The sequence below is a fragment of the Streptomyces sp. SD15 genome (assembly GCF_054462255.1).
Map to the genome: position 1 here is coordinate 120,546 of NZ_JBTLMO010000013.1, position 25,563 is coordinate 146,108.

The 25,563-nt window shown below is 70.9% G+C and carries 23 protein-coding genes; 11 read left to right on the forward strand and 12 right to left on the reverse strand.

Features of this window, described 5'->3' with window-relative positions; translation table 11 throughout:
* The first annotated feature begins 56 nt into the window (after positions 1-56).
* Entirely contained in the window at positions 57-1,505 is a 1,449-nt protein-coding gene (locus ACX28W_RS15445) for an amino acid permease (protein ID WP_458999519.1), read from the forward strand.
* 189 nt (positions 1,506-1,694) lie between these two features.
* On the opposite strand, the gene ACX28W_RS15450 is transcribed toward ACX28W_RS15445, so the two are convergent.
* On the reverse strand, positions 1,695-2,516 hold the full coding sequence (locus tag ACX28W_RS15450; RefSeq protein ID WP_458999520.1) for an alpha/beta fold hydrolase: 822 nt from the start codon (positions 2,514-2,516) through the stop codon (positions 1,695-1,697).
* A 57-nt stretch (positions 2,517-2,573) separates the two neighbouring features.
* Between ACX28W_RS15450 and ACX28W_RS15455 the strand changes: the two genes are divergently transcribed.
* The gene (locus tag ACX28W_RS15455; protein WP_458999521.1) at positions 2,574-3,092 is read left to right on the forward strand and encodes a MarR family winged helix-turn-helix transcriptional regulator; all 519 of its coding nucleotides are present in this window, start codon (positions 2,574-2,576) and stop codon (positions 3,090-3,092) included.
* 35 nt (positions 3,093-3,127) lie between these two features.
* Here the strand turns inward: ACX28W_RS15455 and ACX28W_RS15460 are convergent, their stop codons facing one another.
* On the reverse strand, positions 3,128-4,747 hold the full coding sequence (locus ACX28W_RS15460) for a PucR family transcriptional regulator (RefSeq protein ID WP_458999522.1): 1,620 nt from the start codon (positions 4,745-4,747) through the stop codon (positions 3,128-3,130).
* A 102-nt stretch (positions 4,748-4,849) separates the two neighbouring features.
* On the opposite strand from ACX28W_RS15460, the gene ACX28W_RS15465 reads away from it, so the two are divergent.
* The 3 genes from ACX28W_RS15465 to ACX28W_RS15475 are packed head-to-tail and all read left to right on the forward strand — an operon-like array spanning position 4,850 to position 7,599.
* The gene (locus ACX28W_RS15465; RefSeq protein WP_458999524.1) at positions 4,850-5,677 is read left to right on the forward strand and encodes a GNAT family N-acetyltransferase; all 828 of its coding nucleotides are present in this window, start codon (positions 4,850-4,852) and stop codon (positions 5,675-5,677) included.
* Entirely contained in the window at positions 5,674-6,801 is a 1,128-nt protein-coding gene (gene menC, locus ACX28W_RS15470; protein ID WP_458999525.1) for an o-succinylbenzoate synthase, read from the forward strand. Before ACX28W_RS15465 ends, menC begins: the two co-directional genes overlap by 4 nt.
* Positions 6,802-6,810: 9 nt before the next feature.
* Entirely contained in the window at positions 6,811-7,599 is a 789-nt protein-coding gene (locus ACX28W_RS15475) for a S16 family serine protease (RefSeq protein ID WP_458999526.1), read from the forward strand.
* Positions 7,600-7,653: 54 nt separating this feature from the next.
* Here the strand turns inward: ACX28W_RS15475 and ACX28W_RS15480 are convergent, their stop codons facing one another.
* Genes ACX28W_RS15480 through ACX28W_RS15500 form a run of 5 tightly spaced genes read right to left on the reverse strand, consistent with a single transcriptional unit; the run spans position 7,654 to position 11,864 of the window.
* Positions 7,654-8,622, reverse strand: a complete 969-nt coding sequence (locus ACX28W_RS15480; RefSeq protein ID WP_458999527.1) for a glycine betaine ABC transporter substrate-binding protein — start codon at positions 8,620-8,622, stop codon at positions 7,654-7,656.
* Complete coding sequence (locus ACX28W_RS15485; protein ID WP_458999529.1) at positions 8,619-9,476, reverse strand: ABC transporter permease; 858 nt, start codon at positions 9,474-9,476, stop codon at positions 8,619-8,621. The genes ACX28W_RS15480 and ACX28W_RS15485 overlap by 4 nt, the downstream gene beginning before the upstream one ends.
* Positions 9,473-10,732, reverse strand: a complete 1,260-nt coding sequence (locus ACX28W_RS15490; protein WP_458999530.1) for a betaine/proline/choline family ABC transporter ATP-binding protein — start codon at positions 10,730-10,732, stop codon at positions 9,473-9,475. The genes ACX28W_RS15485 and ACX28W_RS15490 overlap by 4 nt, the downstream gene beginning before the upstream one ends.
* Positions 10,725-11,372 carry an ABC transporter permease gene (locus tag ACX28W_RS15495; protein WP_458999531.1) on the reverse strand — a complete coding sequence of 216 codons (648 nt, stop codon included), beginning with the start codon at positions 11,370-11,372 and terminating at the stop codon, positions 10,725-10,727. Before ACX28W_RS15495 ends, ACX28W_RS15490 begins: the two co-directional genes overlap by 8 nt.
* Positions 11,373-11,393: 21 nt before the next feature.
* The gene (locus ACX28W_RS15500; RefSeq protein WP_458999533.1) at positions 11,394-11,864 is read right to left on the reverse strand and encodes an Lrp/AsnC family transcriptional regulator; all 471 of its coding nucleotides are present in this window, start codon (positions 11,862-11,864) and stop codon (positions 11,394-11,396) included.
* Between the two features lie 173 nt (positions 11,865-12,037).
* On the opposite strand from ACX28W_RS15500, the gene hppD reads away from it, so the two are divergent.
* Complete coding sequence (hppD, locus tag ACX28W_RS15505) at positions 12,038-13,183, forward strand: 4-hydroxyphenylpyruvate dioxygenase (protein ID WP_458999534.1); 1,146 nt, start codon at positions 12,038-12,040, stop codon at positions 13,181-13,183.
* A gap of 55 nt (positions 13,184-13,238) precedes the next feature.
* Here hppD and ACX28W_RS15510 read toward each other — a convergent pair whose 3' ends face one another.
* Complete coding sequence (locus ACX28W_RS15510) at positions 13,239-14,714, reverse strand: tetratricopeptide repeat protein (RefSeq protein WP_458999535.1); 1,476 nt, start codon at positions 14,712-14,714, stop codon at positions 13,239-13,241.
* 92 nt (positions 14,715-14,806) lie between these two features.
* Here ACX28W_RS15510 and ACX28W_RS15515 point away from each other — a divergent pair, with 92 nt between their 5' ends.
* The gene (locus tag ACX28W_RS15515; RefSeq protein WP_458999536.1) at positions 14,807-16,213 is read left to right on the forward strand and encodes an FAD-binding oxidoreductase; all 1,407 of its coding nucleotides are present in this window, start codon (positions 14,807-14,809) and stop codon (positions 16,211-16,213) included.
* Between the two features lie 114 nt (positions 16,214-16,327).
* Here the strand turns inward: ACX28W_RS15515 and ACX28W_RS15520 are convergent, their stop codons facing one another.
* Positions 16,328-16,801: an SsgA family sporulation/cell division regulator gene (locus tag ACX28W_RS15520; protein ID WP_458999537.1), complete on the reverse strand. Its 474-nt coding sequence runs from the start codon at positions 16,799-16,801 to the stop codon at positions 16,328-16,330.
* A 244-nt stretch (positions 16,802-17,045) separates the two neighbouring features.
* Between ACX28W_RS15520 and ACX28W_RS15525 the strand changes: the two genes are divergently transcribed.
* Positions 17,046-18,764, forward strand: coding sequence for an RDD family protein (locus ACX28W_RS15525; RefSeq protein WP_458999538.1), 1,719 nt, complete (start codon positions 17,046-17,048; stop codon positions 18,762-18,764).
* Positions 18,765-18,872: 108 nt separating this feature from the next.
* The gene (locus ACX28W_RS15530) at positions 18,873-19,571 is read left to right on the forward strand and encodes an RDD family protein (protein WP_458999539.1); all 699 of its coding nucleotides are present in this window, start codon (positions 18,873-18,875) and stop codon (positions 19,569-19,571) included.
* Positions 19,572-19,679: 108 nt separating this feature from the next.
* On the opposite strand, the gene ACX28W_RS15535 is transcribed toward ACX28W_RS15530, so the two are convergent.
* Complete coding sequence (locus ACX28W_RS15535; protein WP_458999591.1) at positions 19,680-20,000, reverse strand: hypothetical protein; 321 nt, start codon at positions 19,998-20,000, stop codon at positions 19,680-19,682.
* A 476-nt stretch (positions 20,001-20,476) separates the two neighbouring features.
* On the opposite strand from ACX28W_RS15535, the gene ACX28W_RS15540 reads away from it, so the two are divergent.
* Together ACX28W_RS15540 and ACX28W_RS15545 are read left to right on the forward strand one after the other, a co-directional pair.
* On the forward strand, positions 20,477-22,813 hold the full coding sequence (locus ACX28W_RS15540; protein WP_458999540.1) for an immune inhibitor A domain-containing protein: 2,337 nt from the start codon (positions 20,477-20,479) through the stop codon (positions 22,811-22,813).
* Between the two features lie 121 nt (positions 22,814-22,934).
* Positions 22,935-23,303: a hypothetical protein gene (locus ACX28W_RS15545; RefSeq protein WP_458999541.1), complete on the forward strand. Its 369-nt coding sequence runs from the start codon at positions 22,935-22,937 to the stop codon at positions 23,301-23,303.
* A gap of 28 nt (positions 23,304-23,331) precedes the next feature.
* Here ACX28W_RS15545 and ACX28W_RS15550 read toward each other — a convergent pair whose 3' ends face one another.
* Both ACX28W_RS15550 and ACX28W_RS15555 read right to left on the reverse strand, forming a co-directional pair.
* Positions 23,332-23,916, reverse strand: coding sequence for an isochorismatase family protein (locus ACX28W_RS15550; protein ID WP_458999542.1), 585 nt, complete (start codon positions 23,914-23,916; stop codon positions 23,332-23,334).
* Between the two features lie 283 nt (positions 23,917-24,199).
* The gene (locus tag ACX28W_RS15555) at positions 24,200-25,528 is read right to left on the reverse strand and encodes a nicotinate phosphoribosyltransferase (RefSeq protein ID WP_458999543.1); all 1,329 of its coding nucleotides are present in this window, start codon (positions 25,526-25,528) and stop codon (positions 24,200-24,202) included.
* Between the last annotated feature and the right edge of the window lie 35 nt (positions 25,529-25,563).

Consider the following 25,563-nt stretch of genomic DNA (forward strand, 5'->3'; position numbering starts at 1 on the left):
CCCCGCCCTCCGCATCATCGGGGCACTGAAGGCGGAACGGTGGAGGGAGTGGCTCGGTGGAGACGGTACGTACGCGGCCGGAGGGCGGCCAACGGGGCGGGTGGACAGCCCGGCTGACGCGGCGTCAGGGGGTCGGGTCGCTGGTCGCCGAGGCCGCCGGGAGTCCGCTCAGGCGGACCATGGGCGTCGGGCAGCTGACGCTGCTCAGCGTGGGGGCCACGCTCGGCACCGGCATCTTCGTGGTGCTCGGAGAGGCCGTACCCGAGGCCGGGCCCGCGATCGTCGTGTCGTTCGTGCTGGCCGGGGTGACCGCGCTGTTCTCCGCGCTGTCGTACGCCGAGCTGGCCGGCATGATCCCGGGCTCCGGTTCCTCGTACAGCTACACCTACGCCACCCTCGGTGAGCTCGTCGCCTGGGTCTGCGGCTGGTGTCTGATCCTGGAGTACGGGGTGTCCGTGGCCGCCGTCGCGGTCGGCTGGGGGCAGTACGTCAACGAGTTGCTGGAGCTGACCGTCGGCGTCACCCTGCCCGACACGCTCAGCGCGCCGCCCGGCGACGGCGGTGTGCTCAACATCCCCGCCGCCGCCATCGTCGTCCTCTCCATGGTCGTACTGCTGCGGGGAGCGAAGGAGAGCGCCGTCGCGAACACCATCATGGTCGGCGTGAAGATCGCCGCTCTCGTGATGTTCTGCGCGGTCGCCTTCACCGCCTTCCGTGCCGGGAACTTCACGCCCCTCTTCCCGCTCGGCACCGCCGGTATGAGCGCGGGCGCCGCTTCGCTGTTCTTCTCCTACATCGGCTTCGACGCCGCCTCCACCGCCGGTGAAGAGGCCAAGAACCCGCAGCGTGATCTGCCGCGCGCCATCATCCTTTCCCTCGTCCTCGTCACCGCCCTGTACGTCCTTGTCGCGGTCGCCGCGCTCGGCGCGATGCCGTGGCAGAAGTTCGAGGGCACGGAGGCCACGCTGAGCGAGGTGCTCGTGCAGTCGGTGGGCGGCGGCAGCCTGTGGCCGATCCTCCTTTCCATCGGTGCGGTCGTCGCCACCACGAGCGTCGTGCTCACCGTGCAGTACGGACAGATCCGCATCCTCTTCGCGATGTCCCGCGACGGGCTCGTACCGCCGCTGTTCGCCAAGGTGCACCCCACCACCGGGGTGCCGCGTGCCAACACCGTGATCGTCTCCGCGTTCATCGCCGTACTCGCGGCGCTCGTCCCGCTGGGCGCGCTCGCCGACGCCACCAGCATCGGCACGCTCTTCGCCTTCATGCTGGTCAACCTGGCGGTCATCCTGCTGCGCCGCCGCAGCCCCGAGGCGCCCCGGTCCTTCCGGGTGCCCTTCTCGCCGGTGACGCCGATCCTGGGCGTGGGTTTCTGCGTGTACATGCTGTTCAGCCTGGGGACGGACACGTGGGTCGCGTTCGGTGGGTGGATGGCCGTCGGTCTGGTCATCTACTGGCTCTACGGGATCAAGCACTCGAAGCTCGCGTCCAAGGGGGCGGCGTGACCGCTCCTCTCGACCTCACCGCAACGTCGTCCCCGACGAGTGTGTGATCACCGTCAACTCCAGGTTCGCGCCGAGTCGTTCGGCGGAGGAGGCGGAGAAGTACGTACGGGATCTCTTTCCCGAGGACGAGTACGAGGTCGACGTCACCGAGGTCGTCGCGGGCGTGCGAGGAGCGGTTGACGGAGTGGCTCACGCGGGGAGGCGGCTGAGCCACTCCATCAGGAACTTGGTGAAGACGTACGGCTGTTCCATGTTGGCGTAGTGGGCGGCGCCCTCGACGGTTTCCGTGCGGCCGTCGGCGACGGCGTCGACGAGGCGGTCGGCCATCGCGATCAGGTCGGCCGCGTCGAGGGCGCCGTTGATGGCCAGGACGGGGACCGCGATGGTCTTGGCGCGCGCCGAGGTGTCGGTCACCGGGACGGACCAGTCGGGTTCGTCGGGCGTGTGCTTGGAAATAGTCCCCCGCGCCATTTCCCGCACCCGCCCTACGACCTCCGGGTCCACCTCGTCGAGCGTGCGATACGGGCCGGCCACGGCCGAGGCGAAGATGTCGACCCAGCCGTCGATGTCGCCGGCGGCCAGGGCGCCGCCCGAGCGGTTCTTGATGTCCAGGGTCCAGGGGTCGGTGTCCTCGGGGTCGGTGATCCCGGCGCCGCTGACGACGAGTGCGCGGACGAGGTCCGGGTGCTCCAGCGTGGTGTCGACCGCGGTGGCCCCGCCCATCGACATCCCGACGAGGACCGCGGGGCCCGTGTCCAGGTGGCGCAGGAGGGCGGCGAGGTCGTCGGTGGGACGGAAGGGCTTCGTCGCGTTGGCCGACCGGCCGTGGCCGCGGGCGTCGGGCGCGATCACCCGGTGGCCGACCGCGAGGAGCGGCACCAGGGCGTCCCACATGCGGTGGTCGGTGAAGCCGCCGTGCAGCAGCACCAGCGGGGGGCCCGTGCCGACCTCGCGGTAGGCGAGCGGGCCGTCGGCGGACTCGAACATGAACACCTGAGCGGCATCAGTCATGACAACCAAGGTGTCATGTTGGCGGGGACTTGGCAACCAAGGTGTCATCCTGTTTCCGTGACCGACGACAGCAGGCCCGACGACAGCAGGCCCGACGACAGCAAGCCCGACGAGAACAAACCACTCGAGCCCGATGACCTCGCCCCCCGCCTGTACGAGGTGTTCGCCGTGCTGGGGCCTCTGTACCGGCGCGTGACCCGCAAGGTGGAGCTGAACGAGCCGATCGAAGGCCTGTCCATCGGCGTGCGCGCCGTCCTGGACCTCCTGCGTGCGCAGGGGCCCCTGACGGTCCCCCAGATGGGGCGTGCGCAGGCGCTCAGCCGTCAGTTCGTGCAGCGGATGGTCAACGAGGCGGCGGCCCACGGGCTGGTCGAGGCCATTGCCAACCCCGCGCACCAGCGGTCCTCGCTGATCCGGCTGACCGACGACGGCCGTTCGGCCATCGACGCGGTGATCACCCGCGAGAGCGCGCTGCTGAAGCGGGTGCGCGGCGACCTGACCGACGCGGATGTGCAGACATGTGTACGGGTGCTGACGCGCATGCTGGAGGTCTTCGAGGATGTGGACGTGAACTGACCCGTCCCGGCGGCCCGTTGGAGGGTGAAGGCGGCTCAGTGACGGGTGTCGAGCTCGCCCAGTGTCCTCAACTGCAGCCACAGAACCAGTCGTTCGTCGGGATCGTCGAGGTCGATCCCGAGCTGCTGCTGGGCCTGCTTGAGGCGGTAGCGGCAGGTGTTGGGGTGCACGGCGAGCAGCCGCGCCGCGCCCGCCATGTCGCAGCCCGCGTCCAGCCAGGCGATGAAGGTGCGGGCGTAGTCGGTGCCGTGCTCGGTGTCGTACGCCAGCACCCTCCGCCACGACCCGGCACTCAACTCCCGCCGCTCGCCGAGTACTTCGGTGAGCCGGAGCAGGGTGACCCGCGGGCGCGCCTCGTCCACCGACGCCACCGGCAGCTCGGGTCCCACGACACGCAGCACGAGGTCCGCGTCGGCGCGGGAGGCCGGCACCTCCGCGAGCCCCGCCACGACATCCCCGAGGCCCGCACGCACGGGCACCCGCAGCGCCTGCCCGGCCCGCCGCACGATGTCCTCGGCGAGCCCCTTGTGGCTGTGTCTATTTGTTCGCCTCCGGGGCTGCAGCTCATGCGCCCCGCCGTGCTCGCCGGGCGCCGGCAGCAGCGCGTACACGACTCCGTCGACCAACACGCACGCGTGCCGCCCGTACCGGGTCTCGCACTGCAGTCGTACGAGGTCCAGGAGCCGTAGCGCGGTCTGCTCGCCGTCCGGGGCGGGCGCCGTGGAGTCGAGGACGAACGCGGCCACCCGTACGGTGTCCAGGCCCAGGCGGTGGGCGGCGCCCGCCGGGTCCGCGGTGCCGTCGAGCAGGCGGCGCAGCAGGTCCCCGTCCTGGTGCCGGGCCAGTTCCTGGGCGGCCCGCGCGCGCAGCAGGAGCAGCGCCGCCGTGGACGCCCCCTGCGCGAGCGCCTCCTCGGCGTCCGGCGCGAGGTCGCCGTCGTCGACGACCCACAGCGACCCGAGGGTCTCGCCGCCGGCGCGGACGGCGACGGCGAGGCGCGGCAGGTTGTCGCTCCCGGCCAGTGCGGGCAGCCGGACCACTCCCCGCGCCGCGAACAGTGTCCGGTACTGCTCCGAGTTCTCCGGGCTCCCTGGCACCTGGAGGCCGAGGATGCCCTGGCGGCGGTCCTCGTCCACCGCCTGGCCCGGGACCGTCGAGTACGCGAGGATCCGCTGCCGCGGGTCCTCGACGGCGGTGGCGCCGCCGACGGCCGCGGCGACGGCGTCGGCCAGGGCGAACAGGTCGCCGAGGGCGGCCGTCCCGGGGATCCCTCCTGGCCGAGTGAGGCCGGGCCCCTGGGGGAGCGCGCCGATCGCCGAGGCGAACAGCAGGTGCACCTGGTGCCAGGCGGCGTCCTCGTCCACGGAGAGCAGGGCCACGCCCGCCGACTCCGCCTCCGCGAGCGGGCCGTCCGGGCCGCGTACGACGAGCCCGCTCATCCCGGCCTGAGCCGCCGCCCGTGCCAGCGGCCCGGCCGCGGACGCGCGCACCCCGACCGCCAGCAGCAGCGCCCCGGGGGCACGCGGGAGCGGCGCGTGGGCGTCGTACAGCAGCGCCTCGGTGACGGGCACGGTGAGCCCGCGAGGCGTGGTGTGCAGCCGTACGGAGGGGCCGCCGATGACGTCCAGCAGGTCGCCGAGGGTGCAGGTGTCCATGCGGGCCCCTTCCAGATGGGTTGGCCGATCTCATCACGAACGTACGTGGGTGTTGTCCTGCCGCACAACGTGAGCGCGGCCGCGAGCTCCGAGACTCGACTCATGACAGGAGCCACGGGAGCACGTGATCTCGCTGCGGCCGCCGCCCGCGCGGCCGGAGTCACCCTCCGTACCGTCCACGACGTCACCGGTATCGCCGCCGTGACCGACTTCTTCAGCGACGTCTGGCAGACCCCCCGCAGCACCCCGCCCTACCCGGCCGAGGTGCTGCACAGCCTTGTCCACGCGGGTGGCGCGGTGCACGCGGCCTATGACGGAACCCGTCTCGCCGGAGCCTCCGTCGCCGTCTTCGGGCCGCCCGCCCACGCCGACGTGTACTCCTTCGTGGCCGCTGCCGCCGCCACCGGCCGCGGGGTCGGGTACGCCGTGAAGCAGGCCCAGCGCGTCTGGGCCCTGGAGCGCGGCGCCCGCACCATGCGCTGGACCTTCGACCCCCTGGTCGCCCGCAACGCCCGCTTCAACCTGGTCAAACTGGGCGCCACCGGCACGGAGTACCTCGTCGACTTCTACGGGCCGATGGCCGACGGCGTGAACGACGGCGACGAGAGCGACCGGCTGACCGTGACCTGGGATCTCGTCCACCCTCGTACGCCGCAGCACCCGGGCGGCCGCGAAGGTGCCCCCGCCACTCACGTCGCCCCGGACGGCGCGCCCCTCGCGCGCCGCGACCTCGCCGGCCGGTACGTGTGGTGCCGTGTCCCCGACGACATCGTCAAGCTGCGCGCCGCCGAGCCGTCGCTGGCGCTGCGCTGGCGCCACGCCGTCCGCGAGGTCTTCACGGAGGCCTTCGCCGAGGGGTACGTCGCCACGGGGATGTCCCGCGACGGCTGGTACACCCTCACCCGCCCCTCCACGGAAGGCGCCGCATGAAGCTCGAACGCGTCGAAGTCGTCCACATCGCCCTCCCCCTCGTCACCCCCTTCCGCACCTCCTTCGGCACGATGACGACGAAGGACACCTTCCTGCTGCACGTCGTCACGGACGCGGCCGAGGGCTGGTCGGAGTTCGCCGCCGACCCCGAGCCGCTGTACTGCTCGGAGTTCGTGGCCGGCGCCGAGATCGTGCTCCGCGACTTCCTGCTGCCGCGCGTGGCCGCCCTGCCCGACCTCACGGCCGCCGCGCTCGCGCCCGCGATGGCGAAGATCAAGGGCCACGAGCTGGCCAAGGCGGCCCTGGAGACGGCGGTCCTCGACGCCGAGCTGCGCGCGTACGGCATGCCGCTCGCGACCTACCTCGGGGCCGTCCACGACCGGGTACCCGCAGGCGTGTCCGTCGGCATCAAGGACTCCCTCGGGGCGCTCCTCGACGACGTCGAGCGCTATCTCGACGAGGGGTACGTCCGCATCAAGCTGAAGATCGAACCCGGCTGGGACCTGGCTCCTGTACGAGCCGTGCGTGACCGCTTCGGGGACGCGCTGCCGCTCCAGGTCGACGCCAACACGGCGTACTCGCTCGCGGACGCCGAGCGGCTGCGGGGGCTCGACGAGTTCGGGCTGCTGCTCATCGAGGAACCGCTGGAGGAGAACAACCTGCACGCCCACGCCCGGCTCCAGCAGCGCCTCGCCACCCCCGTCTGCCTCGACGAGTCGCTGCACAGTGCCCGCGACACCGCGTCCGCGATCGCCATGGACGCGTGCCGGGTGGTCAATGTGAAGCCCGCCCGCGTCGGCGGTTACCTGGAGGCCCGCCGCGTCCACGACGTCGCCCACGCGCACGGGGTGCCGGTGTGGTGCGGCGGCATGCTGGAGACGGGCATCGGCCGCGCGCCCAACCTCGCGCTCGCCGCGCTCCCCGGCTTCACCCTCCCCGGTGACACCTCCGCGTCCAGCCGCTACTTCGCCGAGGACATCACCGAGCCGTTCGTCCTGGTGGACGGGCATCTGCCGGTTCCGCGCACCCCGGGCATCGGCATCGAACCGCTGCCGGAGGCGCTGCGGCGCTTCACGACCGCGCGGCGGGACCTGTACGGGGGCCTTACCCAGCGGTCAAGTTAGATTGATCCCGTGCTCTCTCGCCTCACGCGCCCCCAGGCCGTCGCCGTCTGCGCCCTGCCCGTCGTGGCCCTGCTCGCCACGGCGGCGTTCGCGCCGCTGCCCTTCTCCCTGACGCAGCCCGGCATGACGGCGAACGTCCTCGGCGAGAACAAGGGCGAACCGGTGATCACGATCAGTGGGGCGCCCACCCGCAGGACCAGCGGGCAGCTGCGCATGACGACGATCGAGGCGACGGGGCCGGACGCGAGCGTCGGCCTCGGCGACGTCGTCGACAGCTGGTTCCGTACGGACCGGGCGGTGATGCCCCGCGACTCGGTCTACCCGAGCGGGGACACCGTCAAGGAGATCGAGCAGCACAACGCCGCCGAGATGCGGGAGTCCCAGGACACGGCCACCGAGGCGGCCCTGTCCTACCTCGGTGAGAAGAACGACGTGAAGGTCACGCTCAGGCTGGCCGACGTCGGCGGGCCCAGCGCCGGGCTGCTTTTCACCCTCGGCATCATCAACAAGCTGGACGGCGACGGCAGCGGCGGCGACCTCACGGGCGGCCGCAACATCGCGGGTACGGGGACGATAGACGCCGACGGCACGGTGGGCGCGGTCGGTGGCGTCGCCCTGAAGACGCAGGCCGCCCGGCGCGACGGTGCCACCGTGTTCCTGGTCCCGAAGGCGGAGTGCGCGGACGCCAGGACGGAGCTGCCGAAGGGGCTGCGGCTGATTCCGGTGACCACGCTGAAGGGCACGGTCGATGCCCTGGTCGCCCTGGAGAAGGGCACAGGCTCGGTACCGAGCTGTTAGGGCCTGTCCGGCGGATCATGCCGGAGACGCGGGCGTGCTGCGCGGGGCGAGTGGTCACCCTCCCTTGACGAACCCCTCCTGCTTCAGCCAGTCCAGCGCCACCTGGTGCGGGTCCTCCCCGTCCACGTCCACCTTGGCGTTCAGTTCCTGCGCCACCGTGTTGTTGAGCTTCTTGGTGATCGGGTCGAGGACCTCGGCGATCGCCGGGTACTTCTCCAGGGCCTTGGAGTTGATCGCGGGTGCCGCGTTGTAGTTGGGGAAGAACTTCTTGTCGTCCGCCATCACCACCAGGTTCATCGACTTGATGCGCCCGTCGGTGGTGAACACCTCGCCGTACGTACAACTCCCCTTCGCCACCTGGGTGTAGATGATCCCGGTGTCCATCTGCGTGATGTTCTTGGCGGGCAGATGCATCCCGTACGCCTTCTGCATGCCCGGCAGACCGTCGGCCCGGTTGGCGAACTCGCTCTCCACGCACACCGTGACCGCGCCCGGGTCCGACTTGGACAGCGCGGCCACCCCCGAGAGCGTCGTCGTGCGGTACTTCTTGAAGTTGGCCTGGTTCATGGCGAGCGCGTAGGTGTTGTTGAGCGTGGCCGGCGGCAGCCAGGTGATCCCGTTCTTCAGATCCGCGTCGTGCACCGCCTGCCACTGCCGCTGCGGGTCGGGGATGGGCTTGCTGTTGCCGAGGTACGTGATCCAGGCGGTGCCCGTGTACTCGTACATGCCGTCCACGTCACCGCTCTTGAGCGCCTCGCGGGCGCCGATCGACCCCTGGATCCCGGTGCGGTCGAGCACGTTCGCGCCGGCCGCCTCGAAGGCGATGCCCATCATCGCGCCGAGGATCAGCTGCTCGGTGAACTCCTTCGAGGCGACCGTCAGGTCGGCGCCCTTGAGCGGCAGCCCCTGCCCGATCGAGCCGGGCTCGACGTCGTCGACCATGGGGGAGCCGCTGGTCAGCCCGCAGCCGGCGGCCAGCACCAGCGCCCCGGCCAGGACCAGGCACGTACGCCTGCGCCTCATGAGTCCGCCTCCAGCCCGCGTGGCCTGAGCAGCAGTTCGGCAAGTGACGCGAGCCAGTCCACGAGCAGCGCCAGCGCGACTGTGAGGATCGAGCCGAGGACGAGGACGGGCATGCGCTGGGTGGTGATGCCGGTGGTGATGAGAACGCCGAGACCGCCGCCTCCGCCGAAGGTGGCGAGGGTCGCGGTGCCCACGTTCAGGACCAGCGCCGTACGTACCCCCGCGAGGATCAGCGGGACGGCCAGCGGGAGTTCGATCCGCTGCAGCACCCCCAGGGGCGACATGCCGATGCCGCGCGCGGCCTCCAGGAGGGTCGGGTCGTTCGCCTTCAGCCCGGCGATCGTGTTGGAGAGGACCGGCAGGATGGCGTAGATGATGATGCCGATCAGGGCCGACCTCTCGCCGGTGCCGAGCCAGATGACCAGGAGCGCCAACAGGCCGATCGCCGGGGTGGCCTGACCCATGTTGGCGACGGTCATCGCGAACGGCGTCGCCTTCCGGAACGCCTTGCGGGTGAGCAGGATGCCCAGGGGGATCGCGATGATCAGCACGAAGAAGGTGGAGATCGCGGTCAGCTGGATGTGCTGCCACAGGGCCTTCGACACCTGCCCGTTCGACAGCGCGTTCTCGGAGATCGCGTCGAGCTGCGCCTGCTGGAACCAGATCCAGGTGGCGAGCAGCACGGCCACGATGAGGGCGGGCAGGAAGGTCAGCTTCTGCCAGGTGATGCGCGGCTTGAGCGTGACGGCCTGTGGCGGCGGGGCCTCCTGCTCGACCTCGCCCTCGTCCCGGAAGGCGAGCCCCTTGACCTCGTGCTCGCCCTCGGGCCGCTGCTCCTGCGGGGGAGTGCTCACGCCTTCGCCTCCCCCTCGCCCACGCCCTCCTGCTCGAAGTGGGTCAGCTGGGCGCGCGCCTCCTCCAGCTCGTGCTGGTGCTCCATCGCCTCCAGCCGGTCGGCCTCCAGCATCTCCTGCACCGAGTTCATCAGCGTCTCCATGTCGACGACGCCGATGTACTCGCCCCGCCGCCCGGTGACGGCGACCCGGCCCGTGTTGTCGATGAGCACGGCCTCCAGGGCGTCCCGCAGCGTGGCGTCCCGGGTCACCGTGTCGTGCACCAGCGTGCCCGCCCGCGCCAGCGAGCCCTTGGCCCGCATCAGATCGCCGCGCCGCAGCCACTTGTAGGGGCGGCGCCGCTTGTCCAGCAGCAGGATCTCGTTCGTACCGCTGCTCCTGAGCTTGTTGAAGATCTCCTGGAGCGGGTCGTCCACGGTCACGGTCGGGTAGTCGGTGACCTCCACATCCCGTACGCGGGTGAGGTTGAGCCGCTTCAGGGCCGCCCCCGCGCCCACGAACCCCGACACGAAGTCGTCGGCCGGGTTGGTGAGGATCGCCTCCGGGGTGTCGAACTGCGCGATGTGCGAGCGCTCGCGAAGGACCGCGATCCGGTCACCGAGCTTGATCGCCTCGTCGAAGTCATGGGTGACGAAGACGATCGTCTTGTGCAGCTCGTGCTGGAGCCGGATCAGCTCGTCCTGGAGGTGGTCGCGGGTGATCGGGTCCACGGCTCCGAAGGGCTCGTCCATCAGCAGGACGGGCGGGTCGGCCGCGAGCGCCCGCGCCACGCCCACGCGCTGCTGCTGGCCGCCGGAGAGCTGGCGCGGATAGCGGCCCTGGAACTCGCCCGGGTCGAGGCCGACCAGGTCCAGCATCTCCGCGACGCGCGCCTTGATCCGCCCCTTCGGCCAGCCGACCATCTTCGGTACGAGGGCGATGTTCTGGGCGACCGTCATGTGCGGGAAGAGTCCGGACGCCTGGATCGCGTACCCGATCTTGCGACGCAGCTTCACCGGGTCCATGTCGGTGACGTCCTCCCCGCCGATGCGGATGCGCCCGCCCGTCGGTTCGATGAGCCGGTTGATCATCTTCAGGGTGGTGGACTTGCCGCATCCCGAGGGGCCCACGAAGACGACCAGCTCGCCCGCCTTGATCTCCATGTTGACGCTGTCCACGGCGGGGTCGCGGCTGCCGGGGTAGCGCTTGGTGAGGTGCTCGAGCTCGATGGTGGCGCCGGAGGTCTGCGCCTCGGTGTCCGTGGGCGTCTCAGGCACGGATCCCCCTGGGGATGGTCAACCGTCCGATGAGGACGTAGGCGGCGTCGAACAGCAGTGCCAGGATGATGATCCCGAGCGTGCCCGCGAGCACCTGGTTGAGCGCGTTCTTGCTGCCCAGGGAGGCGAGGCCGCGGAAGATCTCGTTGCCGAGGCCGGGCCCGGACGCGTACGCCGCGATCGCCGCGATGCCCATCAGCATCTGCGTGGAGATCCGGATCCCGGTGAGGATCGGCGGCCAGGCGAGCGGCAGCTCGACCCGCGCCAGCCGGGCCAGGCGCGACATGCCGATGCCCGTCGCCGCGTCCACCAGTGTGGGGTCGACGCCGCGCAGGCCCACGATCGCGTTGCGCACGATCGGCAGCAGGCCGTACAGCGTCAGCGCGATCACCGTCGGCGGGACACCCAGGCCCACGATCGGGATCAGCAGACCGATCATGGCGAGCGAGGGCATGGTCAGAATCGCGGAGGTGGTGGTCGTGGCGAGGTTGCCCGCCAAGTCGTTGCGATAGGTGACGACGCCGATCACCACACCGATCACGGTCGCGACGACCATGCACTGGAAGACCGCGCTGGCGTGTTGGTACGCGTCCGTGAACAGCTGCTGATGGTGGCTGCTCACGTACTCCCAGAAGTTCACGCCACCTCACCCCGTCATCGGTCAGTGCTCGGTTGCCGCCTGCTCCACCAGCGGGATGATCCGCAGCGGAACGGGGTTCTCCATGACGATCGCCGTGGAGGCCCGGACAATGCCATCAAAACCGACGACCCGGTCGATCACACGTTGAAGATCGGCGTTCGAGCGGGCCACCAGCCGGCACAGCATGTCGCCGCCGCCGGTGGTGGTGTGCAGCTCCAGCACCTCCGGAACGGTCGCCAAGTGCGCCCGTACGTCCGGACCTTGGCCCTGTCTGATCTGCAGGGTCGCGAAGGCCGTGACGGGGTATCCGAGCGCGGCGGGATCCACCTGCGGGCCGAATCCCCGGATGACTCCATTTGACTGAAGCCGGTCCAGGCGGGCCTGCACGGTGCCGCGCGCGACGCCGAGCCGCCGGGACATCTCCAGGACGCCGATGCGCGGCTCCCGTGCCAGCAGCACGATGATCTGTCCGTCCAGATGGTCGATCGCCACGACAGCCTCTCCCCTTTTTTTGGCTCGTTCGCCTGCGGGGCGCGCCCCTCCGGCTCCCTCGCGGCTGGTCATCCTGTACAGAAAGTCCGCCCATCCCTACCCGTCACTGCACAGATTGACCAGTGAATCCGCAAACTATTGCGCAGCTTGCAGACCGGGGCGACGCTTCCCCCATGACGCAGACCACACACCGCACTCCCGACACCGCCCGGCAGGCAGACCCCTTCCCGGTCAAGGGAATGGACGCGGTCGTCTTTGCCGTCGGCAACGCCAAACAGGCCGCGCACTACTACTCCACCGCCTTCGGCATGCGGCTGGTCGCCTACTCCGGACCGGAGACCGGCAGCCGCGAGACCGCCTCGTACGTCCTCACGAACGGCTCGGCGCGCTTCGTCCTCACCTCCGTCATCAAGCCCGCCACCACCTGGGGCCACTTCCTCGCCGAGCACGTGGCCGCGCACGGCGACGGCGTCGTCGACCTCGCCATCGAGGTCCCGGACGCCCGCGCCGCGTACGCGTACGCCGTCGAGCACGGCGCCCGCCCGCTCGCCGAGCCGTACGAGCTGAAGGACGAGCACGGCACGGTCGTCCTGGCCACGATCGCCACGTACGGCGAGACCCGGCACACGCTCGTCGAGCGGACCGGGTACGACGGCCCGTACCTCCCCGGCTACACGGCCGCCGACCCGATCGTCGAGCCGCCCGCCCACCGCACCTTCCAGGCCATCGACCACTGCGTCGGCAACGTCGAACTCGGCCGGATGAACGAATGGGTCGGCTTCTACAACAAGGTCATGGGCTTCACGAACATGAAGGAGTTCGTGGGCGACGACATCGCCACCGAGTACAGCGCGCTGATGTCGAAGGTCGTCGCCGACGGCACGCTCAAGGTCAAGTTCCCGATCAACGAGCCCGCCATCGCCAAGAAGAAGTCCCAGATCGACGAGTACCTCGAGTTCTACGGCGGCGCGGGCGTCCAGCACATCGCGCTGAACACCAACGACATCGAGCGGACGGTACGGACCATGCGTGCGGCCGGGGTCCAGTTCCTCGACACCCCCGACTCGTACTACGACACCCTCGGCGAATGGGTCGGCGACACCCGCGTCCCCGTCGACACCCTGCGCGAGCTCAAGATCCTCGCCGACCGCGACGAGGACGGCTACCTGCTCCAGATCTTCACCAAGCCGGTCCAGGACCGCCCGACCGTCTTCTTCGAGATCATCGAACGGCACGGCTCCATGGGCTTCGGCAAGGGCAACTTCAAGGCACTGTTCGAGGCGATCGAACGGGAGCAGGAGAAGCGCGGCAACCTGTAGAACCCCGGCTACCGGCACCGGCTACCGGCACCGGCTATCGGCCCGGCTACGCGGTCTATGGCAGGGGCTCGGCGGCCGGTTCGCCCAGGGCGTCCAGGGCTTGTCTGGCCATGGGGGCGAAGGCGGGGGAGAAGTACGGGTTGATGCGGAGGGACTCCTCGAGGTGACGGCGGGCCGACCCGGCGAGGCCCAGGTCACGTTCGATCAGGCCCCGGTGGAACATGTACAGCGCACTGCGCACGCCGCCTCCGTGCATATTGTCCGTCGCCCGCGTCGCGAACGTCAGGGCCTCCTCGTCGAAGCCCGCCCGGTGCAGCGCCCACCCCAGCGCGTCCACGACCGCGATACCGGGCTGCCGCTTCCACTCGGCGCGCAGTCGGCGCACGGCGGTCGCCGGATCACCGTGGTCGGCCTCGAACAGCCCGAGGAGCAGCTCGTTGTTGACGCCGTTCGCGGCATCCGTCCGCACCCGCTCCCGCAGCAGGTCGTACTGCACCCGCGCCGCGTCGGCGAGCCCCAGCGTCTCGTACAACTCGCCCAGCTCCAGCGCGTACCGCGGCTCGGGCCGCTTGGCGAGCGCCGCCTGGTAGGCACGCTGCGCCTCCGGCGTGCGCCCGAGCGCCGCCAGCGCACGCCCCTGCCCGGCGAGCGCGCCGTGCCTGTCGGGGTCGGTGCGCAGCGCGGTCCGGTAGAAGCGCAGCGACTCCTCCCGGTCCCCGCGCTCCCAGGCCAGCCGGCCGGACTCCTCCAGCCAGGCCGCCCGCTCGGCCGGGGTCCCCGAGCCCGCCGCCGCGTCCGCCAGCGCGGCCACCGCGTCCTCCCGCCAGCCACGCTCCCAGTACACCTGCGAGGCCTGGACCAGCACCGGCGGTCCCGAGTGCAGCCCCTGGAGCTTCTCCAGCGCCGTGCGGGCGGCCTTGTAGTCGCCGAGGCCGGTGTAGGAGTCGATCAGCAGCGGATACGTCGTCCACCGCTTCGGCGCCAGCTTCAGCGCCGCCTCGCCCCACTTCCGGCCCGCCCGGAAGTCATGGCGCGCGTTGGCGAGCGCGGCCAGTCCGTCCAGCGCCGCCACATTCTGCGTCGGCCCGGCCGCCAGCGACGTACGCAGCGCCTGCTCGGCCTTCGGGAAGTACGCGGGCGTCGCGGTCCGCCGCCCCTGCTCCACATACGCCGCACCGAGCACCGCCCACGACTGCCCGTCGCGCGGCCGGGCCCGCAGATGGGCCTCGCGGTCGCCGATGAGCGCCGCCAGATCGGGCAGCGCGGCGGGCACCCCGGCCCCGGCAGCCGCCCGCGCCCGCGCCGCCACCGGCGCCGCCGCCGCCTTCGCCCGCGCCGCCAGCGGCCCCGGCGAGGGCGGCGGCGCGGAGTCCGGGGCCCAGGGCAGCAGCACCAGCACCCCGCCGAGGACGACACACCCGGCGACCACACCGATCAGGGCGCGCTTCACGAAGGGGGAGCGGCGCCGCCCCCCGGAGGGTCCCTCGGGCTGCAGTCCGGTGAGAACCGGCTGTCGCTCTTCGATCTGCATGCCGTTCACTGTGCTCCAGTACGAAGACCACATCCCGGCACACAAAGGGTGCCGCAGACGGGGTTCACACCGATGGCCCCGGGTGCGACGCTGTGATCATGAGCCGTATCGAAGCCCCGCGCGACGACGTCACCGGCAACCTCGTCGACCGTCTCCTCGCCGGCCTGCCGACCGAGGCGGTCCTCACCGACCCGGACGTCACGGTCTCGTACGCCAACGACATGGCGAGCTTCTGCGAGGCCGGCACGCCCGCCGTCGTCGTCCTGCCACGCACCGTCGAACAGGTTCAGCACATCATGCGCACCGCGACCGAGCTGCGCGTCCCCGTCGTCCCGCAGGGTGCCCGCACCGGCCTGTCCGGCGCCGCCAACGCCTCCGACGGCTGCATCGCGCTGTCCCTGGTGAAAATGGACCGGATCCTCGAGATCAGCCCGGTCGACCGGGTCGCCGTGGTCGAACCCGGCGTCATCAACGCCACGCTCTCCCGCGCCGTGGGTGAACTCGGCCTGTACTACCCGCCGGACCCCTCCAGCTGGGAGATGTGCACGATCGGCGGCAACATCGGCACGGCCTCCGGCGGGCTGTGCTGCGTGAAGTACGGGGTGACGGCCGAGTACGTCCTCGGCCTCGACGTCGTCCTGGCCGACGGCCGGCTCATGTCCACCGGCCGCCGTACGGCGAAGGGCGTCGCCGGGTACGACCTCACTCGTCTCTTCGTCGGCTCGGAGGGCTCGCTCGGCATCGTCGTACGGGCGACCCTGGCCCTCAAGCCGCAGCCGCCCCAGCAGCTCGTGCTGGCCGCGGAGTTCGGGTCGGCGCGGGCCGCCTGCGACGCCGTATGCAGGATCATGGAGGGCGGCCACGTCCCCTCCCTCCTCGAACTGATGGACCGTACGACGGTGAAGGCCGTCAACGACCTCGCCCACATGGGCCTCCCGGAGACCACCGAGGCCCTCCTCCTCGCCGCCTTCGACACCCACGACCCGGCGGCCGACCTCGCCGCGGTGGGCGCCCTGTGCGAGGCCGCGGGCGCGACGCAGGTGGTCCCGGCGGAGGACGCGGCGGAGTCCGAACTCCTCCTCCAGGCGCGGCGGTTGTCGCTCACCGCGCTCGAAGCCGTCAAGGGCACGACGATGATCGACGACGTGTGCGTGCCGCGCTCCCGGCTCGGCGACATGCTCGAAGGCATCGAGCGCGTCGCCGACAAGTACTCCCTGACCATCGGCGTCTGCGCGCACGCCGGCGACGGCAACACCCACCCCACCGTCTGCTTCGACGCCACCGACCCCGACGAGTCCCGGCGCGCCCGCGAGTCCTTCGACGAGATCATGGCCCTCGGCCTGGAACTCGGCGGCACCATCACCGGCGAGCACGGCGTCGGCGTCCTGAAGAAGGAGTGGCTGGCGCGCGAGATCGGCCCGGTGGGCGTGGAGATGCAGCGCGGGATCAAGACGACGTTCGATCCCCTGGGCCTGCTGAACCCGGGCAAGGTCTTCTGACACCCAGGGCCTGTCGTTTGGATCAGGTCGCGGGGAATCGACGATGCCTTGTCGGCGCAGATGCGCGTGCCAGACCCCGCGTCCGCGGCGTGATCCAAACGACAGGCCCCAGGCCTACTCCCCGTCCTTCGACTCGTCCGACGGCCACGGGCCGCGCAGCCACAGGTCGTCGGCCGGGGTCGGGGCGAGCAGCTCGGCGAGGCCGTCGTCGATGCCGAGCTGCTCCGCCTCAGAGCCCGGGGGGACCGCCCGCAGGGTGCGCTCCAGCCAGGCGGACACCTGTGCGACGGGCGCCTCGAGGAGGGCGTCGCCGTCCGGCGAGCTCAGCGCCATCAGCACGACGCTGCGGCCCGCGACCTTCGTCGGCCACACCCGCACATCGCCGTCACCGCACGGCCGGAACACCCCCTCGACGAGCAGTTCACGGCCGAAGGTCCAGTTGACGGGATGCTCGGAGTCGATGTGAAAGGCGATGTGGACGGCGTACGGCTCGTCGCTGTAGTAGCTGAGCCGCGCCGGCACGGGGATGCTGCGCTGGGACGACAGGACGAGTTTGAGCTCGAGTTCGCGTTCCACCACGGTGTGCATGTCGATGCGCTTCCTTTCGGGTACGGGGCGCTGAGGGGGCCCGTACGAGTGGAGAGCGCGTTCACGCGGAACCATTACGTGGGTTCGGAGAACTTTTTTCGGGCGGTGTCCTTCGGGTGGTGCCCACAGGTGGCGGAACGTTGCTCGAATGGGGTGGGTACGGCGGGAGCGGCCGTGACGCGCGCGCCGGTCTGATAGATGTGGACCCTCCAAGAAACCCCCGAGCAGATACGGGACGACGGACATGAGCGCCCCAACCCCGGCCCCCGGTGACGACAAGCCCCGCGAGGGGTACTACCCGGACCCTTCCATTCCTGGATATGTCCGGTACTGGAACGGTGCCGCCTGGGTACCGGGTACGAGCCGTCCGGCGCCGTCCGACGGCGTGCCGATCGCGCCGCCGCCCGGCACGCGACCGGCCACCGTGCCCGCCCCGGCGCCGATTCCGGCGGAGGAGACGGGGCCGCACTTCTTCGACGAGGATCCGCGACCCGCCGCCGAGCCGCGGCGGCTGCCCCCGGCCGAGGCGCAGCACGGCAGTCGGCCGGAGCCCGCGACGGCGTGGGGCGCCGACCGCTCCCAGCAGGCGGGCTTCGGCGGCGAGCAGGACCGCCGAGTGTCCTGGGGCAGGCCCCAGGGTTCCGACCCGCGCGTGCCGCGCGCGGCGGAGCCCGGTGACGCGGTCGTCCAGCCCGACGGCGATTCCTCCCGCACGGACGGTACGGCGACGATCCCGCCCGCGGGCTCGGGCAGTGGCTCCCAGCCTCCCGCGTCCGGCGGCCCGGCGGTGTTCCGCCGTCCGACCGCGGAGGCGGCAGGGGCGGAGGGTGCCGCGGCGGCCCGGGACGCGGGCGCGTCCGGGAACGGGTCGTCCGTGAGCGGTGCGCAGTTCGCCGGTACCGGTCACTCCACCGGCACCCCGGGGGCCCAGGACCCCGCCCCCGCCGAGGGCACCATGATCTTCCGCGCGCACCTCCCGCGCACGGGGCAGCAGCAGGAGGCGCAGGCCGGGGGCACGGATCCGGCCACCGGCGCACCGGGGGCGGACACGTTCGCGGCGGGTGGTTCCGGCGGCGGCTTCGGCGCCGGACAGGCGGCCCAGGCAGCGGCCCAGGCGGCCCAGGCCGCGGCTCAGGCGGCTCAAGCAGCTCAAGCAGCTCAGGCAGCTCAGGCGGCTCAAGCAGCTCAAGCAGCTCAAGCAGCTCAAGCAGCTCAAGCAGCCCAAGCAGCTCAAGCAGCTGCCGCGCAGGCGCCCGCCGGGTCCGGTCTGTCCGGTCCCGCCGGTCCGTCCAGCCCCTCCAGCCCCTCCGTCCCCCAGCAGTCCACCGGGCCCGCCGCCATGCCCATGGCCAGCGGTGCCGGCGGCGGACAGCCCTCCTGGGCCCAGCAGGTGCACCGGCTCGCCGACGAGGGGCAGCCCGTCGTGCCGTGGAAGGCACCGGTCGACGACATCTTCCAGGCGGCCGCCCGCAGGCAGTCCGCGGCACGCCCCGCGAGCCTCGGCAAGCGGCTGGCGGCACGGCTCCTGGACACCGTCGTCTTGGCCGGCGTCACCGCCGTGGCCGCCGTACCGCTGGGCACCAAGGCGATCGACCACATCGACGCGAAGGTCGACGCGGCCAAGCAGTCCGGCGAGACCGTCACGGTCTGGCTGCTCGACGGCACGACCGCGGGCTACCTCGGCATCGTGCTGGCCGTCCTGCTCCTCTTCGGCGTCCTCTACGACGCGCTGCCCACCGCCAAGTGGGGCCGCACCCTCGGCAAGAAGCTGTGCGGCATCGAGGTCCGGGACATCGAGGGCCACGAACCCCCGTCCTTCGGCCTGGCCCTGCGCCGCTGGCTCGTCTACAGCGTCCCCGGCCTCCTCGTCATCGGCGTCGTGGGCATCCTGTGGTGCCTGTTCGACAAGCCCTGGCGCCAGTGCTGGCACGACAAGGCGGCCCACACCTTCGTGGCCGCGTAACCGCCCGCACAGCCGCCCCCGCGGCCGTCCGGACGCCCGTATCCCGGTCGTCCCCCGGACGGCCGCTCGCCGGATGCGCAACCGGAGGGTTCGCGGTCGACTCGGGCCATGAGCAGCGAACCGCCGCCCCCCGGCTCCGGCCGGCCACCGGACGAAGACCCGTTCAAGAAGCAGCCCCCGCCGGCTGACGGCGGTGGCTCCCCGCAGGAGGGCACCCCGCCCACCCCGCCCGAGGGTTCCCCGTACGACACCCCGCCCTACGGCGGTCAGCAGCCGCCCCCCTTCGGCGGCGGGGAACCGTACGGCGGTGGCGGCCCTTACGGCGGTGGTGGCCCCTACGGCGGCGACCCGCTGGCCGGCATGCCCCCGCTCGGCGACAGCGGTAAGCGCACGCTGGCGAGGATCCTCGACATGATCCTCGTGGGCATCGTGGTGTGGCTGCTGACCTGGGGGTTCGGGATCGGCGATTACGCCGTGAACGCGGACGAGGTCGAGTACGGCAAGAGCCTCGGGCAGGCCGTGCTCGCCGCGGTGCTCTACACCGGCTACGACACCATCATGATCGCCAAGTCGGGGCAGACCCTCGGCAAGAAGCTGTTCAAGCTGCGCGTGGCCAACCTCGACAACGGCTCCACGCCCTCCGCACAGACCTCGCTGGTGCGCGCGCTGGTCCTGTGGCTCCCGTTCGCGTTCTGCTGCGCGTGCATCTGGACCGCGATCGCGGGCGGTTGGAGCTTCTTCGACAAGCCCTACAAGCAGGGCATCCACGACAAGGCGGCCAAGACGGTGGTGGTCACCACCGGTTGACGTACGCGGTCAGCCGCGCGGCGCGAAGAGAAGCGAAGAGGCGACCGACCGGCGGGCGCGGTGAGCGCGGCGGGTCCGTGGTCCACAGGCCCGCCGGTTCGCGTGCGTTCACGGGCCCGCTGGTCCCCGGACCGGCTCGGGCGCCGCACCGGCGGACACGGAGAGGGACGCGGCGACGGACGCGGTCTCGCGCCGCACCGGAACCCGTGCCTCCACGGCAGAGGCCGCGGCGGACGGCACAGCGACCGCCGGCGCACGCTTCGGCAGCGGAATCGTCAAGGCGACGAGCAGTCCCAGAGCGAGTGCCGAGAGGGCGATCACCGCGATGCCCAGGCCCGAACTCGTCTGAGACAGCAGCAGCATGGCGAGCGTCGAGAAGATCACGGTGCAGGAACCGTAGGCGAGCTGTGCGGCGGTCGGACGAGGCAGTGCGGCGGTCGGACGAGGCATGGCGATTCCTCGGGGTGGGGGTACTCCCCCCATACCTCTCGCGATGGGGGAGGGCGCGGACAACAGTTGGGGTGAGGCTGCGAATCGGGGGGAGACAACGGTGTCGATTCGGTAATCCGTCGACATTCCGACGCTCTACCGATTGACTCTATTCGCCTGCATGCCCGAGTGGAACGCCCGGTAAGCGTGACCTAACCCACGGTGCCGGTGCACAGGGGGCGCACGGAGTCATCGCGTCCATCAAGTGGACGGGTGGGCGCGCCCGTTGAGGGGGGTCTTCGCGGTTCGGATACCGAACTGCCGCTCCGCATAGTGCAGTTGACCGGCACAAGTCAAGATCTGTCTTTTCTCTGGTAACTCCGGTCGAATGTCGTCACTTGACACGCGTATAGCGCGCGGAACTCCACGATCTGGGATCCCCCCTCCGCGCGAACGGACGCAGGGGAGGACTTCAAGTGACCAGCAGACCATGGACGTTCAGGACAGCCGCGGTGGGCGTGGCCCTCACGACGGCCGCCGCCACATTCTCGACGTTCACCGTGGCGCACGCCGACGCGCCGGTCGACACGGCCGCCGTGAACCGGCAGGACCCGCAGTCGGCCAAGAACCAGCAGGAGCACGACCTCGACGGCCCGCTGAGCAAGACCCAGGAAGCGCAGCGCCAGGAGGCACTGAACCAGGTCATATCCGGCGAGGCCGAGGTCAAGGACCGCGACGGTTCGAAGGTCGTCCAACTGGACAGCAGGAAGGGCGACAGCAAGTACGTCGAGCTCGGCCGTGAGAAGACGGACAAGATCTTCACGATCCTGGTCGAGTTCGGCGACCAGATCGACAGCCGCTACGGCGGCACCGTGGGCCCGGCGCACAACGAGATAGCCGAGCCGGACCGCGCCCAGGACAACAGCACGGCCTGGCAGGCGGACTACAACCAGGCCCACTTCCAGGACCTCTACTTCGGCAGCGGCACCGCGTCGATGAAGACCTTCTACGAGAAGCAGTCCTCCGGCCGTTACTCGGTCGAGGGCGAGGTTTCCGACTGGGTCAAGGTCCCCTACAACGAGGCCCGTTACGGCTCCAACGACGCGACCACCGGCGCCTGGTACGCGGTGCAGGACGGCGTCACCGCCTGGGTCGCCGACCAGGAGGCGGCCGGACAGACCGACGCCGAGATCAAGGCGCAGCTGGCCGAGTACGACCAGTGGGACCGCTACGACTACGACGGCGACGGCGACTTCAACGAGTCCGACGGCTACATCGACCACTTCCAGATCGTGCACGCCGGCGAGGACGAGTCCGCGGGCGGCGGCGCACAGGGCGCGGACGCCATCTGGGCCCACCGCTGGTACGCGTTCGGCACCGACGCCGGCTCGACCGGTCCCGCCGGCAACAAGCTCGGCGGCGCCCAGATCGGCGACACCGGCATCTGGGTCGGCGACTACACCATCCAGCCGGAGAACGGCGGACTCGGCGTCTTCGCTCACGAGTACGGCCATGACCTCGGTCTGCCGGACCACTACGACACCAACGGCGGCGACAACTCCACCGGCTTCTGGACGTTGATGTCCTCCGGTTCCTGGCTCGGCACCGGCAAGGACACCATCGGTGACATGCCGGGCGACTTCACCGCCTGGGACAAGCTCCAGCTGGGCTGGCTCGACTACGACACGGCGAAGGCCGCGACGGCGTCGACACACAAGCTGGGTGTCGCCGAGTACAACACCAAGGACGCGCAGGCCCTCGTGGTCGAGCTGCCGAAGAAGACGGTCACCAACGAGATCGTCGAACCGGCGCAGGGCGCGACCCAGTGGTGGAGCGGCAGCGGCGACAACCTCACCAACACGCTGACCCGTTCCGTGGACCTCACGGGCAAGTCCGCCGCCACGCTGACCCTCGACGGCTGGTGGGACATCGAGGCCGGCTACGACTACCTCTACACCGAGGTGTCGACCGACGGTGGGTCCAACTGGACGGCGATCGACGGCACGGCGGACGGCGCGGCCATCAGCCGTGACGGCAGCGGCAAGCCGGCCCTGGACGGCACGACGGACGCGTACAAGAAGCTGGCCTACCCGCTCGACGCCTACGCGGGCCAGAGCATCCAACTGCGCTTCCGCTACGCCACGGACGGCGGAGTGGCCCAGAAGGGCTTCGCGGCCGACTCGATCTCCGTGACCGCCGACGGCACCGCCGTCTTCCTCGACGACGCGGAGAGCGCGGACGCCGCCTGGACCGCGGACGGCTTCTCCCGTATCGGCGCGTCCATCACGGACGACTACGCGCAGTACTACATCGCCGAGAACCGCCAGTACGTGTCGTACGACAAGACCCTCAAGGTCGGCCCGTACAACTTCGGCTTCTCGACGACCCGTCCGTCCTGGGTGGAGCACTTCCCGTACCAGAACGGCCTGTTGATCTGGAAGTGGGACACCTCCCAGGCGGACAACAACACCAGCGTCCACCCGGGCGCCGGCCTGGTCCTGCCGGTGGACTCCCACCCGACCGCGCTGAAGTGGTCCGACGGCACGGTGATGCGCAGCCGCATCCAGGCGTACGACTCGCCGTTCAGCCTCTACCGCACGGACGGCCTCACGCTGCACAAGGCGGACGTGGCGACGAAGATCCCGTCGAGCAAGGGTGTGTCGACGTTCAACGACCACACCAGCACGTACTACGACGAGACGACCCCGCTCGCCGGTGTCGAGATCACTGACACCAACACCAAGATCAAGATCGTCAAGGAGGCCCTGAACGGCTCCACGATCACGCTCAAGGTGGGACCCGCGGTGAAGTAGTCGACATTTGCACAGGTCAGAGCACGATTCGGCGGCAGCCCCTGGCGGGTTGCCGCCGATCGTGTTTAGGTGCGTCCTGTGGATTTCTTATTGACACCGGTGCGCACGGGGGTGTGACTGCATGGCCGCAGGAGGTTTCTGCAAGCTGCCGAACGGCAGCGTGGTGGTGGCGCTGAACCTGCCCAGGCCGCCGGGCTCGGCACAGGGCTGCGTACGCGTCCTGGTCCTGGCCCAGAACCGCGCCCGCGCCCTGACCCGGCTGCGCAACCTGGGCCTGCGCGCCGTCTACCTCCGCGGCAACGCGGCCCCGCCCACCCCCGACGAGATCACCGCGGTCCTGCACCATCCCGACGGCTTGATATGGCGCACGGCCACCGACCCGGCCACCCTTCACGCGGCCTCTGACAACGGTGTCGTGGGCCCCGAGCTCGCGCAGGAGCTGTGGCATCCGATCAGAGCGCTGCTGAGACGCCCGGCGCCGCAGGTGTGAGCCAGTTGGTGAGGGGTTGCGCCCTCGCCTACACGACCGGCTTGCCCGAAAGCTCCACGCCCGCCTCCCGCAGCTCCTCCAACGCCCGGTCGGTGGTCTCCTCGGCCACCCCGGCGGTGAGGTCCAGCAGGACCTGCGTACGGAAGCCCTCCCGTGCGGCGTCCAGCGCGGTGGCACGCACGCAGTGGTCCGTGGCGATGCCGACCACGTCCACCTCGCCGATCTCGCGGGCCCGCAGCCAGTCGCCCAGCGAGACACCGTTCTCGTCGGCGCCCTCGAAGCCGCTGTACGCCGCCGCGTACGCGCCCTTGTCGAAGACGGCGTCTATCGCGCCGGAGGCGACCACCGGGGCGAAGTTCGGGTGGAAGCCCACCCCCTCCGTGCCGGCCACGCAGTGCGCGGGCCAGGAGTGGACGAAGTCGGGGTTGTCGGCGAAGTGGCCGCCGGGAGCGATGTGGAGGTCACGGGTCGCGACGACATGGCGGTAGCCGGCGGGCGCCTGCCCGATCAGCTCCGTGATGGCGGCGGCCACATCGGCACCCCCGGCCACCGCGAGGCTGCCCCCCTCGCAGAAGTCGTTCTGCACGTCTACGACGATCAAGGCGCGGCGCATGGTCGGTGTCCTTCGACTATGGGGTCGGCGGTTGGGTGCGGGTGCGGGCCGGCCGATGGAACCGAGCCTAGAGACTCCGAGCGCGGCGCGGGAGGGGGCAATGAGCTACGGCTGAGGCTCTTATGGCGGACTGCCGTTGCATTCCCGCTGTCCGCCCGTTCATTCGCGTTCGCCCAATGGTGGCTGGAGGTGGTCGGAGCGGCGCCCGCGCACGCCCCCGGCGTACTTCGGGGGCGTATCGGACGTATCGCCCGGAAGCGTTCAGGCGTACTCGACGGACCGCTCAGAGGTACTCCGTCGGAATGACCGGCTCCCCGCGCGAGAGCTGAATCGCCGAGAGCGGCAGGTTCGCGCGGGCGGCCGCGTGCCGGTCGCGTACGGCGTCGAGCGGCTCGCGGGCGACGACCTGGCCGCCCTTGACCAGCTCGACCAGCAGCTGCCGGGTGGCCAGCTCACCGGGGACCGGCCCGGTGCCGATCACCTCGGCCTCGGCGACCCCGTACTCGTCCAGCCGCCGAGCGGCCCACTTGCGTCCCCCGATCGAGGTCTTGCCGCCGGTGGATTTCTTGGCCACGGGCTCCAGCGCCGCCTTCGGATCCGCCGACTCGGCACGGGCGACCAGCTTGTAGACCATCGAGCAGGTGGGATGGCCGGAACCCGTCACCAGCTGGGTGCCGACGCCGTACGCGTCCACGGGCGCCGCCGCCATCGAGGCGATCGCGTACTCGTCCAGGTCCGAGGTCACGACGATCTTCGTCCTGGTCGCGCCCAGCTCGTCCAGCTGCTGCCGCACCCGGTGCGCGACCAGCAGCAGGTCCCCGGAGTCGATCCGCACGGCACCCAGCTCGGGTCCGGCCACCTCGACGGCCGTGCGCACCGCCTCGGCCACGTCGTACGTGTCCACGAGCAGCGTCGTGCCCTGGCCGAGCGAGTTCACCTGGGCCTGGAAAGCGTCCCGCTCGCGGTCGTGCAGGAGGGTGAAGGCGTGCGCGGAGGTGCCCACGGTCGGGATGCCGTAGCGGAAGCCGGCGGCCAGGTCGGAGGTGGTCGCGAAGCCCCCGACGTACGCCGCCCGCGCCGCGGCGACCGCGGACAGCTCGTGCGTGCGCCGGGCGCCCATCTCGATCAGTGGCCGCCCCCCGGCGGCCGAGGCCATCCGGGAGGCGGCGGCCGCGATGGCCGAGTCGTGGTTGAGGATGGAGAGGATCACGGTCTCCAGGAGCACGCACTCCGCGAAAGACCCCTCGACCCGCAGGATCGGCGAGCCGGGGAAGTACACCTCGCCCTCGGGGTAGCCCCAGATGTCGCCGCTGAAGCGGTACGAGGCGAGCCACGTCAGGGTCGGCTCGTCCACGACGGCGTTCTCGCGCAGGAAGCCGAGGACGTCCGCGTCGAACCGGAAGTTCTCCACGGCGTCGAGAACGCGCCCGGTGCCCGCCACGACTCCGTACCGCCGCCCGTCGGGCAGCCGCCGGGTGAAGACCTCGAAGACCGAGCGCCGCTCGGCGGTCCCGGCGGCCAGTGCGGCCTGCAGCATCGTCAGCTCGTACTGGTCCGTGAAGAGCGCCGTCGAGGGAACGTCCACCGGCAGCCCAAGGTCCGCTGGGTTCACTGTGTTCTCCTCGCCATATTGCGCCGGTGCACCCC

What these genes read in the sequence shown, in the direction of transcription:
- ACX28W_RS15450 (WP_458999520.1), bottom strand. Translation starts at nt 2,516, where the DNA reads ATGACTGATGCCGCTCAGGTGTTCATGTTCGAGTCCGCCGACGGCCCG.
- ACX28W_RS15460 (WP_458999522.1), bottom strand. Translation starts at nt 4,747, where the DNA reads ATGGACACCTGCACCCTCGGCGACCTGCTGGACGTCATCGGCGGCCCC.
- ACX28W_RS15465 (WP_458999524.1), top strand. Translation starts at nt 4,850, where the DNA reads ATGACAGGAGCCACGGGAGCACGTGATCTCGCTGCGGCCGCCGCCCGC.
- menC (WP_458999525.1), top strand. Translation starts at nt 5,674, where the DNA reads ATGAAGCTCGAACGCGTCGAAGTCGTCCACATCGCCCTCCCCCTCGTC.
- ACX28W_RS15480 (WP_458999527.1), bottom strand. Translation starts at nt 8,622, where the DNA reads ATGAGGCGCAGGCGTACGTGCCTGGTCCTGGCCGGGGCGCTGGTGCTG.
- hppD (WP_458999534.1), top strand. Translation starts at nt 12,038, where the DNA reads ATGACGCAGACCACACACCGCACTCCCGACACCGCCCGGCAGGCAGAC.
- ACX28W_RS15510 (WP_458999535.1), bottom strand. Translation starts at nt 14,714, where the DNA reads ATGCAGATCGAAGAGCGACAGCCGGTTCTCACCGGACTGCAGCCCGAG.
- ACX28W_RS15520 (WP_458999537.1), bottom strand. Translation starts at nt 16,801, where the DNA reads ATGCACACCGTGGTGGAACGCGAACTCGAGCTCAAACTCGTCCTGTCG.
- ACX28W_RS15525 (WP_458999538.1), top strand. Translation starts at nt 17,046, where the DNA reads ATGAGCGCCCCAACCCCGGCCCCCGGTGACGACAAGCCCCGCGAGGGG.
- ACX28W_RS15530 (WP_458999539.1), top strand. Translation starts at nt 18,873, where the DNA reads ATGAGCAGCGAACCGCCGCCCCCCGGCTCCGGCCGGCCACCGGACGAA.
- ACX28W_RS15545 (WP_458999541.1), top strand. Translation starts at nt 22,935, where the DNA reads ATGGCCGCAGGAGGTTTCTGCAAGCTGCCGAACGGCAGCGTGGTGGTG.
- ACX28W_RS15550 (WP_458999542.1), bottom strand. Translation starts at nt 23,916, where the DNA reads ATGCGCCGCGCCTTGATCGTCGTAGACGTGCAGAACGACTTCTGCGAG.